Origin of the sequence: Sporofaciens sp. JLR.KK001 (assembly GCF_036941055.1) — a bacterium.
Taxonomy (GTDB): domain Bacteria; phylum Bacillota; class Clostridia; order Lachnospirales; family Lachnospiraceae; genus Sporofaciens.
The window spans coordinates 864,960-878,619 of sequence record NZ_JAYMNO010000002.1 but is presented as its reverse complement, the minus strand read 5'-3'; the positions used below and the strand labels follow the sequence as shown (position 1 = coordinate 878,619).

The 13,660-nt window shown below is 41.3% G+C and carries 16 protein-coding genes; 5 read left to right on the top strand and 11 right to left on the bottom strand.

Annotated features, from left to right (window positions below):
- Window positions 1–7 precede the first annotated feature (7 nt).
- The 3 genes from VSQ62_RS29370 to VSQ62_RS29360 form a co-directional block, all read right to left on the bottom strand.
- Entirely contained in the window at window positions 8–208 is a 201-nt protein-coding gene (locus tag VSQ62_RS29370) for a hypothetical protein (RefSeq protein ID WP_334638409.1), read from the bottom strand.
- Window positions 209–211: 3 nt separating this feature from the next.
- Window positions 212–808: an MT-A70 family methyltransferase gene (locus VSQ62_RS29365; protein ID WP_334638408.1), complete on the bottom strand. Its 597-nt coding sequence runs from the start codon at window positions 806–808 to the stop codon at window positions 212–214.
- Window positions 809–1,001: 193 nt separating this feature from the next.
- On the bottom strand, window positions 1,002–1,229 hold the full coding sequence (locus VSQ62_RS29360) for a hypothetical protein (protein WP_334638407.1): 228 nt from the start codon (window positions 1,227–1,229) through the stop codon (window positions 1,002–1,004).
- Between the two features lie 110 nt (window positions 1,230–1,339).
- On the opposite strand from VSQ62_RS29360, the gene VSQ62_RS29355 reads away from it, so the two are divergent.
- Window positions 1,340–1,765, top strand: coding sequence for a hypothetical protein (locus VSQ62_RS29355; RefSeq protein WP_334638406.1), 426 nt, complete (start codon window positions 1,340–1,342; stop codon window positions 1,763–1,765).
- Here the strand turns inward: VSQ62_RS29355 and VSQ62_RS29350 are convergent.
- From VSQ62_RS29350 to VSQ62_RS29340, 3 genes are all read right to left on the bottom strand, one after another.
- Entirely contained in the window at window positions 1,762–3,054 is a 1,293-nt protein-coding gene (locus VSQ62_RS29350) for a hypothetical protein (RefSeq protein WP_334638405.1), read from the bottom strand. The genes VSQ62_RS29355 and VSQ62_RS29350 overlap by 4 nt on opposite strands.
- Before the next feature lie 34 nt (window positions 3,055–3,088).
- The gene (locus tag VSQ62_RS29345) at window positions 3,089–4,399 is read right to left on the bottom strand and encodes a hypothetical protein (protein WP_334638404.1); all 1,311 of its coding nucleotides are present in this window, start codon (window positions 4,397–4,399) and stop codon (window positions 3,089–3,091) included.
- A 107-nt stretch (window positions 4,400–4,506) separates the two neighbouring features.
- Entirely contained in the window at window positions 4,507–5,088 is a 582-nt protein-coding gene (locus VSQ62_RS29340) for a hypothetical protein (RefSeq protein ID WP_334638403.1), read from the bottom strand.
- A gap of 717 nt (window positions 5,089–5,805) precedes the next feature.
- Here VSQ62_RS29340 and VSQ62_RS29335 point away from each other — a divergent pair.
- Window positions 5,806–6,345 (top strand): RNA polymerase sigma factor, encoded by a 540-nt coding sequence (locus VSQ62_RS29335; protein WP_334638402.1) that lies wholly within the window; start codon window positions 5,806–5,808, stop codon window positions 6,343–6,345.
- An 88-nt stretch (window positions 6,346–6,433) separates the two neighbouring features.
- Window positions 6,434–7,087, top strand: coding sequence for a hypothetical protein (locus VSQ62_RS29330; protein WP_334638401.1), 654 nt, complete (start codon window positions 6,434–6,436; stop codon window positions 7,085–7,087).
- A gap of 304 nt (window positions 7,088–7,391) precedes the next feature.
- Here the strand turns inward: VSQ62_RS29330 and VSQ62_RS29325 are convergent, their stop codons facing one another.
- Window positions 7,392–7,964 carry a tyrosine-type recombinase/integrase gene (locus VSQ62_RS29325; RefSeq protein WP_334638400.1) on the bottom strand — a complete coding sequence of 191 codons (573 nt, stop codon included), beginning with the start codon at window positions 7,962–7,964 and terminating at the stop codon, window positions 7,392–7,394.
- A 495-nt stretch (window positions 7,965–8,459) separates the two neighbouring features.
- Between VSQ62_RS29325 and VSQ62_RS29320 the strand changes: the two genes are divergently transcribed.
- Window positions 8,460–8,693: a hypothetical protein gene (locus tag VSQ62_RS29320; RefSeq protein WP_334638399.1), complete on the top strand. Its 234-nt coding sequence runs from the start codon at window positions 8,460–8,462 to the stop codon at window positions 8,691–8,693.
- Window positions 8,694–8,934: 241 nt separating this feature from the next.
- Here the strand turns inward: VSQ62_RS29320 and VSQ62_RS29315 are convergent, their stop codons facing one another.
- The 3 genes from VSQ62_RS29315 to VSQ62_RS29305 form a co-directional block, all read right to left on the bottom strand.
- Window positions 8,935–9,774 carry a hypothetical protein gene (locus tag VSQ62_RS29315; protein ID WP_334638398.1) on the bottom strand — a complete coding sequence of 280 codons (840 nt, stop codon included), beginning with the start codon at window positions 9,772–9,774 and terminating at the stop codon, window positions 8,935–8,937.
- 266 nt (window positions 9,775–10,040) lie between these two features.
- Window positions 10,041–10,469, bottom strand: a complete 429-nt coding sequence (gene tnpA, locus VSQ62_RS29310) for an IS200/IS605 family transposase (protein WP_196813919.1) — start codon at window positions 10,467–10,469, stop codon at window positions 10,041–10,043.
- A 150-nt stretch (window positions 10,470–10,619) separates the two neighbouring features.
- Complete coding sequence (locus tag VSQ62_RS29305; RefSeq protein WP_334638397.1) at window positions 10,620–11,087, bottom strand: hypothetical protein; 468 nt, start codon at window positions 11,085–11,087, stop codon at window positions 10,620–10,622.
- A 501-nt stretch (window positions 11,088–11,588) separates the two neighbouring features.
- Between VSQ62_RS29305 and VSQ62_RS29300 the strand changes: the two genes are divergently transcribed.
- On the top strand, window positions 11,589–12,161 hold the full coding sequence (locus tag VSQ62_RS29300; protein ID WP_334638396.1) for a tyrosine-type recombinase/integrase: 573 nt from the start codon (window positions 11,589–11,591) through the stop codon (window positions 12,159–12,161).
- Between the two features lie 951 nt (window positions 12,162–13,112).
- Here VSQ62_RS29300 and VSQ62_RS29295 read toward each other — a convergent pair.
- Window positions 13,113–13,628: an IS66 family transposase gene (locus tag VSQ62_RS29295; RefSeq protein WP_334638395.1), complete on the bottom strand. Its 516-nt coding sequence runs from the start codon at window positions 13,626–13,628 to the stop codon at window positions 13,113–13,115.
- Between the last annotated feature and the right edge of the window lie 32 nt (window positions 13,629–13,660).

Here is a 13,660-nt window from a genome sequence, read left to right as displayed (position 1 = left end):
CTTATTTCTACCATTTTCCCAAATCATCGTGTCTATGTCTCCAAATACGAATACCGATGATGGTGACAGTGACGATAATGGCGATGGTGAGAAGAATTGGCCAGACTTCCTGTATCCAATATGCCGCCGTTCTGATGAGGTAGGCACTCAACGCCAGCATGAAAGCAAGTTCGAGTATCCGGGTGATCAATCCTTTTGGTGGCTCCAAACATCACACCTCCCACTTTGGCACTTTATCACTATACTGCGGCACGGGATAACCGGGAATAACGATATCACTTTCAATCTCATTGCCCCATACATCCCAGCCGAGTTGTCGGCGACGTGCAAAGAGCTCAAGATAATCTGGTGGAGAAACCCGTTCAATGATTTTGTGTATTTCTTCGGGTTTGTGTGAGTGATCTTGAAGCGGAAAAACACCAAAATTTATCTGATTTTTACAACGTACAGGAGCTCTCCCGCGAGTCCCGAACAGAATATGCTCTGTGCAGTTTCTCAGATAAGTTCCAAGTCCCATCCGAAGTTTAACCCAAGTGAACACGGAGCGAGGGGTGAAGCCCCATTCCTCTAGAACGTCAAAACCAGATCGCAGCGTATTATTTGTTACCCAGAGCCAGCAATGACTATTGTCTGCCGCCAGCTCTTTGATTGGCATTGCTTTGATACGTTCCAGTGACATCAGATTATAGTGCTGAATTGCACCAAAAGCCCCTTTTTGCATAATGTCCCATGGTGGATCAATGAGGAGGGTAGCATAACGTTTGCCCGAATTGTCTTTGGCTTCTGTGTTGTTGATTATTCTTTCCATAATACATGTTCCTTTCTTTGGTTGGCTGCTTTGACGCCCATTGTACCCCAAAGCAGCCCTGATCCCAAACATAAGAAATAAAAACTGTTAGAACGACTGGACACCCCTTAACAGGGGTTAAATAGTAATTTAGTGTAGCTAAATCTTAATGTTGTAAAAAAGTCAACAATGTGTTGATGACGGCTTCCTCCTCCTATTCATCGCTGCCAGCATCTTCTGCCCATGAACGGCAAGCTTCGTGGAGTAAATCTTCCTGCGCCTTAAGCCTTGCGGCATCAAGCTCTAGCTGTTTACGCATCAGTTTCTCAAAATCGTCCTTTTCTTCCACGATTCTTTTTAGATCATAGTATTTCTCTAGCAAGCAATCTGCCGCTATGATCAGGCAGACGCCTAAAAGAATTAAGATAATGATATCGAGCATTCGATCACCACCTTTCTATGGTTCTTGTGGCGGTATCGGCGTAGGCTGATAAGATCCTCTGGTAATAGGGTTTTCCAGACGGAGCTAAACTTGCTAGACGGTCAACTGACATGGCGATACTGGCGGTATCGTTAATGGCTGATTGTGCTAACATTGCACGGCACCTGTTCTCGCTGGCCGCTAGCAGGGCATTTTCCTGCAGTAACCTAAGCGGGCGTGGAGTAAGCAACGCGTTTACGCTACGTTTGGTGGGGATGGTATCAACTACATCCCCGGAAAATGTTTCGACAACGGATTCAATGTTAGGATACTTCATAGGTATTCCTCCTTGTGATATGATTTTGGAAGAGCGATTACATCGCCTCTTCATTGCGGGAGTCATCGAGAGGATTGGAAATTTAACCTTTGGACATAAAAATATTAGAAAAGTATTTGATAAGACAGAAATGGGGCATAAATATAAACTTGAAGGCATCAAAAAAGGACGCTATGAAACGTCCTTTGTAAAAGGTAGTAGAAAAATATATTCATTTTAGATTTTTTTGATTTTCCATTTATAAAGCAATAATACAACAATAATGATAAAACATAATACAATCAGGACAACCAGTATAGTAGTTACGATGGGAAACCATGCAGCATTTTTATACACGATAACCGAAGCGTGGTCTTGTATTGTTTTTAGTCCCACCCCGGCTTGTGACCAGTTAGTGAGAGTATTTGCTCCTGTCTTTAAATTGTCGTCAACTACTTCTGCCTTGAAACGGATATAAGCATTTGCGCCCGAACCGTAGCTACCAATCTTAGTACCTTCTTTTACAAGGTAGTCGTGGGCAGCAGTAGCACCATTCGGATGAGTGCTATTCTTCAAAACAGTTGTGCCATCAACATACTTCAAATTAGATGGAAGAATGTCTTTAATGGTCACACCATCTTGTTGTTTGTCGCTAGTGTTTTTATATCCAATGCGGAATTCAACTTTATCTCCAACTTTGGCTTCTATTGCATCTTCCCAATCATTGTCACTATCAGCAAGACGGACTTTTTGCTCAACTGTGTATTCGTAATCAAAAACAGCCCGTACTTTTATCGTTACAAAATTGTCATATTGATAGCATCCGGGAATCCTTCCATCAAGCGCATCATAGCCTATTAAGACACCGCCACTCTTGGCTTTTACCACATCATCACTCAGGATCAATCCACCTAAACCGATGCCGTTATTCTCAAGTAGCCCGGAATTATTGATAAACTCAAGATGGAAAGGTGTCTCACTTATCAGATTTATGTAATCCCAATATTCAGAAGGTGTAGCGTTTGAGGAATCAATATAACCATTGACCTGGATCTGCTTATTTTCTTCGTCATATTCATTGGGAATACTGAAAGACACATGAACATCCTCTGCGACAGCATTTTCTCCGTTTGGATTATTATTATGAACATACGTTCTAATGATATAGTATTTACCATCCTCAACTGTTATATCATTACCGTACCATTTGGTATTCTCAGTTACGCCTTCCCAACTGCCATCTTCAAGCAAAATACACTCCCTTGCCGCAACAAAGTTCTTTTCACTGCCACCATTAATCCCATCACCAACAGGCATACTATCAGAAATTGAGTTAAGGACAATCCGGTTTCCCAGGATTCCTTCATTTATCTCTTCAGTTGTATAACTTGAACGCCCGTTTTTCCCAGTCTCTGGGTTATAACCAAAGTTGTCGCCCCAGGCGAAAACTGTCATAGGAGCCAATAGGATAGCCATGACAATAACTAATGTCCCTACCCTCATCAAAGAGGTTATATTAGAAAATCTCATACAGCATTCTCCTCCATAATTATCAGTCAGCTTTTTATCTTGGGGTATCGGGTGTTCCGTCAGCAGTCCCGCCCCTCCCCGCAGGTTCGTTTTCGCCGTCTTTTATTACATGTACAGTCATTTCGTCTTTAATACTCTTGTTATATGACATATATGCTTTTATGCGAACATTGCATTCTTTGCTGTCTTCCGACTCTTCAATAGCTTGAATATGTAATTCTGGCTCAGACAATATTTCTATAATATCAGGATTTTTACTCTCACATCTTAACCCTTCCAGCGTGCCATCGCTCGGTTTTGGCTCTACCGTTAAATAATAACTTTTTCCGAAGGGAAGCCACTCATCTGGATTCCGAAACTTAATACTGTATGGTTTCTGATTTACTTTTGAATTTTCCATAGCCAACGAAATTGCTTTTTGTGTAGTGATAATACCTCCAATCCCGATAATTGCCAAAGCGAATACTGATACTATCAACACGGTAACTGCAACTTTTAGCCAACCTGTCATTTTGGAAAGTTTCGAGTGTAAATCGGGTGAATCATCAATTATAGGAGCTGGTGGATCTGAAGGGTTTGGCTTAATAGGTTTAACCCTAGGTTCTTTTTTCAGATCTTGGTCTGTTGTTTTTTCACTTGTTTTACCAGGCTTTCCCATCTCGTCATCACTTAACGCTACTGTTAGATTCCCAGGCTTTCTGACCGGGGAAAAATTGTCTGTAGTGTAACATATTGACGTCAATTCAGATACTGGTATTTCTATGGCCTCGTTACAATATTGTTTATAAGCTGCCCTATTGTTTGACTTTTTGCATAATTCATCTCTAACAGCATCCCTGCCATCCCCTGAAATCTTTGTAAGCGTGTTTAATGGTGTAGGCTGCACATGCGTATCTTCACGTTTATTTCTGATATTGGTTGCCTTTTTTATTTCCTGATATGTTCCTTGACCTGGATACTCAAGTTCGATAAAGTCGCTATTATCAAGATACTCTTCATATCGATCACTTAGCCAGATATTTGCCCCGCCTTTTGTATGAGGATAACCATCTAAAAGCCCGAAAGATAATAAGGTTATATCCCGCAATTTCGCTTTTTTCCGCGACTCATCTTTGTTGTCCTCCTGATCCCAATCACCATATAGATCATTTATTATTCTAATAAGCAGACTTTCAAGCATTTTACAATCAGGATTTCCTTCCAGCTTGAGTTCGTTCCATACGCTTGGAACGATAGATTCAACAGTGTTTATTTCTTTCTTAGGTCGCGTTTTATCCCCATTTGGTTTGCGGATGTTCTCCAAGGCTTTCTTTACCGCTTCCGATTTATTTGTGCCCACTATCAAGTTCACCACCCATATTGTGATATTTGATAATATTATACAATATACTCCCTAATATTACAAGAAAAAGCCGCGACCGAAGCCGCAGCCTTTGTGTTGTTATTCTGCTCTTAATATTCTGTAATAATACAACACTGTCCACCAGGTGCATATGGAATACCAGGATGTTTGTCGCAAAACTCCAGTTTGCGGTATTTGTGTCCACCGACATACTCTGTCACCTGAATCCTGTTGTCGCCGTCTTCCGCTTTTTGGGATTCCACACGGTATTGTTTCACTGGTGAACCATCAAGGTATTCGACTTCAAACAAGAGCGTATAATTTCCATGAACAAGAATCTGTCCACCGCTGTATCCTTCTGTGCCGTCATAAAATTTTTCAGGTGGTAACGTTGAATAGTATACCAGATAGATGCCAGTTTCATCTACATTTACGCCAGTCAGGCGAAACTCTGGCATCTCCCCACGCAAAACGGCCATCAGGTTGTCACAGAGCTTCGAATGATTCATGGGATTCTCTTCAGCGTCAAAGGCAGATTCCCAATCCCTGTCAACAGCCTCCACTGTCATCTTAATGGGCGGGTTGGTAAAAGACTCGTCAGTTACATCTTCCGCGTAATCCAAATCCGCATTTGTAATTACATAACAATGTGCATCTTCCAGCAAATAACAGCCATATTTAATTCTTGCCATCTAGATACCCTCCTTTTCTATTTGATTATCGCGTCATTACCTGTCCTTTGTTCTAAAGTACAGGTAAAATCCGCAATAATCAGAGGGCTGACAGCAAAAGTAGAATAATCAATGTGCTAACAAGTTAGTTAAAACTATATTGTTATATATAATATAGCACACATAGAATATTTTGTCAATACAAGACATGTTAATTAGTCAATTTTACGCTAGCTGACAGGGATACTGACAGGCAATTTTACGCTGATTATCAGTATGTCCGTCAGCTATATCCTGTCAGCCTAAAGCGTTGTAACATGATTTCAAGCAATAAATTAACCAACAAAACAACGAAACGGAGGCAATCATCATGAAACATCCTACTGTACAAGAAATCCGCAACCACAGGGGCAAGTTATTCGCTAAGTACTATCCAGGAAGGGGGGTTATAGAGATCGCAATCAAAGGATGCTATTTACGGATTATCATCCCACCCTGCACACGGCTGCAGGTCAAATGTAGCACTGTGCCTATGGAGTAGGCAACAACAACAACTCAAACTTAATCATACCGTGAGACCGCAGCCTGATGGCTCAAAGCGACGGCAGTACGGACATCAAACACTGGTGATCCGCGCTGTCGTCTTTTTCTGTATTTCCCAAAGACGCTCCAGCGGAACACCGCCACTAAGAAAGGAGCAGGAATATGAGATTCCCATACGGAAAGAACAGAAAGATTATGGAGGAAGAGTATAACGAACTAGCAATTATTTGTCGCGAAGAAAACAAGTCTGAAGAAATGATTGAGCAGGTACATGATTTACTATTACGCCAACTTAATCGCGACCGAGCATATATTACTCATACGCAGCCTTACGAATGCTACGATTCTTCCAATAACAAAAGCAAGGGCAGGGTTCGAACACAAAATAGGAAACAGCCAGAAGATGAAGATAACGATATTGTCGATGAGGGACGGTTGCCGCTACTAAAAAGATTCTTAGCACAACTCAGCGTAACTCAGGGAGAGATTTGCGAATGGGGGCGTATGAACTGGATTGAGGATTTGGACACCGTTGAGATTATCTTCTGGGTTAAAGAGCAGTCCGAGAAAGATATTGAACTACTGACACTACTCAGTGTAGATGGTCTAAAGCAAAAAGAGGTAGCAGAGATGTGGGGTGTATCTGATGCTGCTATCTCAAAAAGAATAAAGAAGATTAGGACGAGTTTGAAAAAAGTTTTGCCGGAATGGTTAAAAAAGCGTTACGGTATTTGACTACCAAGTGAATGAGGTGTCTCTCTAGCGGTAATTCCGCCGACAGAGAGACATTCATCAATAAAAATCCCGAAGGAGGAATATAATTATGAAACCCACCAACGAATCCAATAGGAGCAACAACCGTAATTTCTCTCACACAAAACGCACTGCAACAAACTATCAACAAGGGCAATCAGCTATGGCTAGACTGCTTCAAGCCAATGCCGGATCTAAACCAGTCATAGAAGAAGTCCCTTTAGGGATTCCTCGTACATTAAGGCTTATCGGCGATCCCAATGACCAAATGCCACTGTTGGCTGATATAGTGCAGTACGGAAAGCGTTTTAAGGTAGATAAAGACAAGATTTATACAGTGCGCCTCGGCATACACAGCGATCCAAATGGATATGGTGCCATTCCGGCAAATTCAGTTGGAATACTGGCTATTCCTATGGAGCCTGCGAAAGAGATACAGATAACGGCACTTTTTTCCTTTGAGGAAATCTATCCAGCTGTATTCGGCGATTCTGTCATACTAACTAGCAACCACATGATACATCTGGAGTATGTTCATAATTCTGCACGCCTTGAACCGAATAATGGATTAGGTGGGCTTAATCTTGGTGAAGACCATGTAATCAGAGAGCGCAATCTTCTCTTTATTTGCCATAGGAATTTAGAGAATGAGCTTCCGCAGCCGAATACTACTTTTACATATGACTATATTACGGCTCAAGTCAAAGTAAAGTTTGACGAGTAAAAGTTTGCTGCCATCATAAGGTAAGGATAAAGGTAGAGACATAACCCTCTACCTTTATCCTTCCTACTTAGATGGAACCAACATTGCCGATCTTTTGGTGCTGTATGCTCGTATTAACTCGTGTTCCGTACTTAGCATCTCATCCCTCATGCACTTATTTCTCTTAATTATGAGGCTTATATTATCTATAACAATAAATTCTTGTACCACAAAAAGAGCAAGACGCACTCCAAACTCAAGTACTCCTTACTATAATTAATAATTTCTGTATGTAATTTTACGACTCCTTGCTAGAAGTATCAGGCTATATTAATTCCATTTCTAAATATGCTTTGTCCAGATCGTCCTGTGCAACACCGAGATATCGTCGAGTGATTTCATAGGACGAATGGTTGTAAACATGCATGATAACTACTGGGGAGACGTCTTTGCTTGTCCAAGCGTGATATCCCCAAGTCTTACGCAAACTGTGGCACGAGACTTTGCCAGTAATGCCGACTGCTACTACCGCTTCATGGATAATTCGCCACACTTGAACTCTGCTCAGCATTTTTGGGTCTTTTCTATTATTAGAAAAAATAAAGTCACCACGGCGATGGGGGAAACATAGCCTAAGAGCACCAATTACGTGTTTGTTCAGCGCAAAAGTCTTTGATTTACCGGTTTTCTTCTCGATAATAGTCACATGCTTCCGGAACGCCTGTTTTTCTGAGTCGTAGACATCTGCCCATGTCAGACGAAGCAGATCGCTAACTCTAAGTGCTGTATATACGCCCACTATAATTAATGTATAATTGCGTATTTTGCCTTGGCGCAAATAATATTCTGCTAATTCCTTGAGTTCCTGCTTGCTTCTAATGGGTTCTGTAGCCGCCATAATATAAAGCCCCCTTATATACTAATACCAGATTAGTATACATCGTCTCTGGGCTGAAGGGCTCATTAACAGAAAATTCATATTGATACCTATCTTAACATCAAAACTGTAAGAAATCAAGGTTCTATTTGGATTTTGACTACAAAAAACCGGAGTTTGATTGTGGTGTCTATTCTAATTTTACTTAGTTGCTTTTATTTTTTGCCCTAATGATATACTTTTCTGTGCCCAAATGTAACATAATGAATTTTGTGTTACATCCTTAATATAAGATGGCAATTCTGCATTAAAGGATAACCCAAAAACAAAGTTTTACTTGCTCAATATCATACAGAAAACTAAAAGGGTATGCGGTTCGCACTTTGCGCAACGCATAAAAGAAAACATATGAAATCCCTAAAGACTGTCCTATTATATTCATTATTGACAATCATATTGATCGGCACAATCTATTATATTAAGCTACCGTCCTATACTATTAATAGTAGTACTAATATGTCAGCCAGTAATTATGTAGAAACATCCCTAGACGTACAAGTTTATAAGGAGTTCGGCGGTAAATCCTTCTATGAAGAAATTGCAGACAATCATAACCGATTGAATGGAAAACCAGACAGGTTGGAGATGAACCTTTATCTGTTCAACTATTGTTATCGCACCGTAATCTTCGACTATGAAGAGCAGATGGCGTATATCTATGTAGGCTATTTACCAAGAGATGAGGAATAAATCATTGAGAAATACCGTTTAGTAAACTATGTTCTAGCACCTAGATTATTAATGAGTGTGGTTACTCATAGCATCTCATAGAAGTTATAACGATAGCTATTAGAAGGACTCCCTATAAATAGGGAGTCCTTCTAAGTTTAATTTTGTGTCAAACGTGTAGTCTGGACTTAAGGATAATTCTTCTTGGAATAATATTTGACGAACTATTTTAATTTACCACCAGCTTTTGTCTGCAGTAATATCAATTTAGGTAACTATCCTCGGAAGTTTCATCTGCGCTTACGGTATCAGCTGAACTGTCAGATTCTACCGTGTCAGGCTCTAATATCAATGTAAGGTCATCTGCAGCTGGGTATCCACATTTGATTTTGCAATCATTTAAGACCTCATCGCCGTTTGGATTATCTGGCGTGTAAGCATTGGAACACACTAACATCAACGGAACTGGCCCCCATGAATTATGAGTCATATTGGCGGATAGCACAGATGACATCCCAATCTCCCAAAGGTTAATATACTGGTGATTGTTTGAATATTCTATATATCCCTCTACATAGTGTCCTTTCATATAAATATCATGAGCATCTAGTATACAGCGAAAGGTTCTTGGGTTACTTTCTGTAAAATCAAATCCGTCTGTAATATTGCGGAATGATAGTGTTCCGAAAGCAACAGCGGCATTTTCGTTGGTAAAGCCATCATTAGAAAGCTCATGGAAACTACTTATGTCTGGTAAATCATTTTTGCCGCCTATGCTCTCCCATATGTCCTGAAGTGTTTCAGGGTTTGAAGCACGAATCCAATTTGTAACAGATATTGTATATTCTGCTTTATAACCATTTCCAGCATCTGATATTCCTGTACAGGTATTTTCCAACTCGTATGTCATAAGCGGTTCTGTTTCTTGCGTCTCGTCTAACAATTCGTCTTCCATATCGTCTAATTCTGTGTTCTCGTCTTCTGAATCATCTTCCCATATATCCGTATTATCTACAACGGCGGAGCTGCTGTCTCCGGAAGTGCCGCACCCACCGAGTAATAGGCTAAACAGTAAAATAGTCATTAAAAGTTTCTTTTTCATGTTCTTATCCTTTCACGCCCATGGTTGATGATGTCAGAAATCTCCGTTTTACAATCACCAAAGTAGTTGGCGCATTATCTCGTTGCACATTGCATTTTCTAGGCGTTAGGCAAGGTATGTCAAATCACGGCCATCGGCTCAACCACCAGCTCTGCTGGTGGCCTGGATAAGCCCCTCCGGGGCCTGTTGTGTTTCCGCCTAAAGGCGGTCTGACAAACCCTGTTCATTATGTTACTGGTGGCCGCTTAAAAGCGGCTCTGTTGTACTTACTTTGAGGGCTCTCCTTCCAGTCGATCCCTCTCATACTGTTCTTTGATATACTTTGTTATCGTTTCTTCATTTACATTACCGACTGTCTCGCAATAATACCCCCTTGCCCAGAAGTGACGGTTATACCGGTCTCTATACTCCGGATGTCTGTCGAAAAGCATAAGGCTACTCTTCCCCTTAATCCTACCCACTACCTTCGACACGCTCTCCTTGGGCGGAATCGACACGTACATATGCACATGATCCGGCAGCGTTGCTGCCTTGATAATTGTGACTCCTTCCATCTTGCATACCTTGCTAATGGCTTCGCCTACCTCTTTTCTCAAATCCCCAAACATCACTTTCCTACGATATTTCGGGATAAATACTATGTGATACGTGCAATTATAGCGACTATGTGATAAACTTTGAGTGTCCATGAATATACCTCCGTTGTGTTTTGTGCGGTTTGCCAGACCTGCACCTATTATACAACGGGGGATATTCTGGTACTCTGTTTATCGCCACTTGCGTCTGCTAGTCTCCCCAGCTCTGCTGGGGGATTTAGAATGTTTCATTAAGTTAATGCCCGCATATTACCTCATCAAAAAGCGGACAACATCTTCTAGTGACGCCGGACTTCCATCAGCAGTTATTACCTTTATCCCCCGCGTCAAAGGTGTGCGTTCAATAAAGAAAGGAAAATCCCCATTTGGAGCTACTGTTTTAAGTCCCTGAATTATCTCGGCTCCACCAAGATTCACCTCACCTACGGCTCGTGCGACCATCTTAAGCACCTGTTTACGTTTACTATCGGGGTACACTCCTGAATCTGCAGATTGAAATAATTTGTCAGCGTCATATGATGAGTAGTACACGTCCACTTCACCAGTTGAAGCGTCCCACCTACTGCAAGCACGTACTTTCGCCTTAAACAAGCCACGCACGTCCATAAAAAAGATTTCATCCAAATGAAAGCCTACTCTAACATAAATGTCAGATCTAATCCCCGTATAATGCGAATATTGTTGAGCTACATCAAATTCCATACTATAATGAACCATTTTATTTACCTCCTAATGCGTTCAAGTCTTCTACAACAAATCTTTGAATAGTTTCCGCTTTATATTAGTTGAGCGTAGGAAACTCCTATTTACCTTGTCTATACTGATTTCTTTTTAGTCTATAAGACAACCTTCTATTTATGAAGTTACAAAAAGTTTATTTCACATAATTAGCATCACCCCCTACTATTTGTATTCTGAGAAATATTGCTTAGTAGCAAAAAACTGCGGCTCATGAACCGCTAAATACAAGATGTAACACTTTATAGAAGAGTGCTACATCTTTTACGCTTCACAAGCCGCTGATATGCTATATAAATGCCGTTTATTATGATATTGTGTACCAATTTTCTTCATTTTAGTATAACTAACCTCTTGAATATAGATAGTTTTAGTGTTAGAATTGTATCAATATTCTATAAAGTGTTACATCAGCCTCCTTGTGCGTGGTGATACGCTATAATCAGCCGTATCTTACACGACAAGGGGGCTTTAATTATTATGGCAGCAACAGAACCAATCAGAAGCAAAGAACAGTTAAAGGAACTCGCAGATTATTTCTTAAGCAGGGGACAACTGCGTAACTATACACTAGTACTCATGGGAACATATACCGTACTCCGAATCAGCGACCTGCTCCGGCTCAAATGGTCAGATGTATACGATGAAGAAAGACAGGCATTCCGCACCCATATTACTATTATAGAGAAGAAGACCAGAAAACAACGTACCATCGCCCTAAACCCACAGGTAATTGGTGCGCTGAAGCAGTGTTACCTTCACCGCCGAGGTGATTATATCTTTGCTAATAACCGTAAGGAGCCAAAAGCTATCAGCCGGATACAGGCGTGGCGGATTATTCATGCAGCGGTCATGGAACTGGGGATTATGGGAAAAATTGCCTGCCACTCGTTGCGCAAAACCTGGGGATACCATGCGGTAAAGAGTGGTGAGGTATCACTGGCTGTAATTGTAGACATCTATAACCATAGCAGTTATGAAATTACGAAGCGTTACCTTGGAATCACGCAGGACGAGCGGGATGAGGCGTATTTGGGGATGGAGTTGTTCTGACTGTAGACATTGGAGACATGATGAGACGAATCTGGATATTTCTTACTAAAGGGCGTGCGGAAAACAATAAACTGACTGCTGCGCTCTATTTTGTGATAGATAAAAACATGCTAGATATGAGATAATAGTTTTCTCATACTATCCTCTTTACTCTTATTCCTTTTCCATTTCTCTAGGTAGAGGCAGCGAAGGGGGAAACCACGCCAACGATTATAATCATCGAAAAAACCGACAGCTAAAGGGTTTACACCTAAAGCATAACCATAGATGGTAGACTTAGCCATATGCGACCAGCCAAAAAGGCTGTAGCCGACATAGCTGGCTTTACCGTCGCCAGTGGCTATACCCCCACTACGGACACAAGCTAGGGGCAGGGAGATGATGTTGTTGGAGACATCCAGCATATTATCCATATGCTAAAATGAATATGTGGATAATATCGTCCATGGGAACTGATGGACAGCACTTGAGGTCAGGCTCCGACTGTTAGTTGTTCTCGTTTACAAAGATCGTGAAGTCGCTCTCTGGATTTTTAGGAAATAGCGGAGATGAGAAGTTGAGCCATGCCAAGGCTTGGACTCAATAGAAGCGAACTTCTTTGCTTATGTTCTTCTATGGTTGAAAGCTTTTGTCTGTAGTGGGAACGTCAATCTCAATGATGGTAGGATGTACAACGTCGGCGAGAGGGGCTATGGTTGGTCGCGCACTGCTAGGTCGTCTACAAACGCTTACAACTTATGGATGACACCTACGGGCGTTAATCCGTCCGATTACAACAATCGTTGGAACGGTTTCTCCCTCCGCTGAGTTTCCCATGCGGTGCCGATCTTTGAGATAGTTTCGTGTATTACATTAGGCTGACTCTTTCTAATGCACGCTACAAAGAAGATATATGGTAAGCGATACAAAACACACCGTAATGAAAAGAAGTGCATGTCGTGATATACTCTATCAAAACATACACTTCTTATTTATTCTATGTTCCCTGAGTCGGCAGCTTTCTGGCAATGTTTCAGACCAGAGAAGATATGCTTCCAGTAATTCAGGATGGTTTCGGTGATCAAGATCCGGCAGGCTTTCTAATAAATAACATAGATAGCCAAATACATCCAGATGATTCAGCTTCGCTGTTTCTACCAATGTATATACGATGCTGCTGGCTCTTGCCCCTGCCGGTGAGTCTGCGAACAGCCATACTTTGCGTCCGGTTGCAAATGGACGGATACTGGCCTCACAGTCATTGTTTGAAATCGGAATGCGCCCATCTTCCAGAAATGTCTCCAGATATTTTCTCTGGTTTGTTGTATAAGTAAGGGCTGTTTTGAGAGATTCATTGGCAGTATACTTTGCACTGGTCTCTTCTACCCACGCCCAAAATCCTTCCAGGACAGGCCGGCTCAGGGAATATAGAACAAATAAGAAGTGTATGTTTTGATAGAGTATATCACGACATGCACTTCTTTTCATTACGGTATGTTTTGTACCGCTTACCAACAGTT

Coding starts and splice junctions, on each gene's coding strand:
- VSQ62_RS29365 (WP_334638408.1), bottom strand. CDS start 808: ATGGAAAGAATAATCAACAACACAGAAGCCAAAGACAATTCGGGCAAA.
- VSQ62_RS29360 (WP_334638407.1), bottom strand. CDS start 1,229: ATGCTCGATATCATTATCTTAATTCTTTTAGGCGTCTGCCTGATCATA.
- VSQ62_RS29355 (WP_334638406.1), top strand. CDS start 1,340: ATGGCGATACTGGCGGTATCGTTAATGGCTGATTGTGCTAACATTGCA.
- VSQ62_RS29350 (WP_334638405.1), bottom strand. CDS start 3,054: ATGAGATTTTCTAATATAACCTCTTTGATGAGGGTAGGGACATTAGTT.
- VSQ62_RS29340 (WP_334638403.1), bottom strand. CDS start 5,088: ATGGCAAGAATTAAATATGGCTGTTATTTGCTGGAAGATGCACATTGT.
- VSQ62_RS29335 (WP_334638402.1), top strand. CDS start 5,806: ATGGAGGAAGAGTATAACGAACTAGCAATTATTTGTCGCGAAGAAAAC.
- VSQ62_RS29330 (WP_334638401.1), top strand. CDS start 6,434: ATGAAACCCACCAACGAATCCAATAGGAGCAACAACCGTAATTTCTCT.
- VSQ62_RS29325 (WP_334638400.1), bottom strand. CDS start 7,964: ATGGCGGCTACAGAACCCATTAGAAGCAAGCAGGAACTCAAGGAATTA.
- VSQ62_RS29320 (WP_334638399.1), top strand. CDS start 8,460: ATGTCAGCCAGTAATTATGTAGAAACATCCCTAGACGTACAAGTTTAT.
- VSQ62_RS29315 (WP_334638398.1), bottom strand. CDS start 9,774: ATGAAAAAGAAACTTTTAATGACTATTTTACTGTTTAGCCTATTACTC.
- VSQ62_RS29305 (WP_334638397.1), bottom strand. CDS start 11,087: ATGGTTCATTATAGTATGGAATTTGATGTAGCTCAACAATATTCGCAT.
- VSQ62_RS29300 (WP_334638396.1), top strand. CDS start 11,589: ATGGCAGCAACAGAACCAATCAGAAGCAAAGAACAGTTAAAGGAACTC.
- VSQ62_RS29295 (WP_334638395.1), bottom strand. CDS start 13,628: ATGAAAAGAAGTGCATGTCGTGATATACTCTATCAAAACATACACTTC.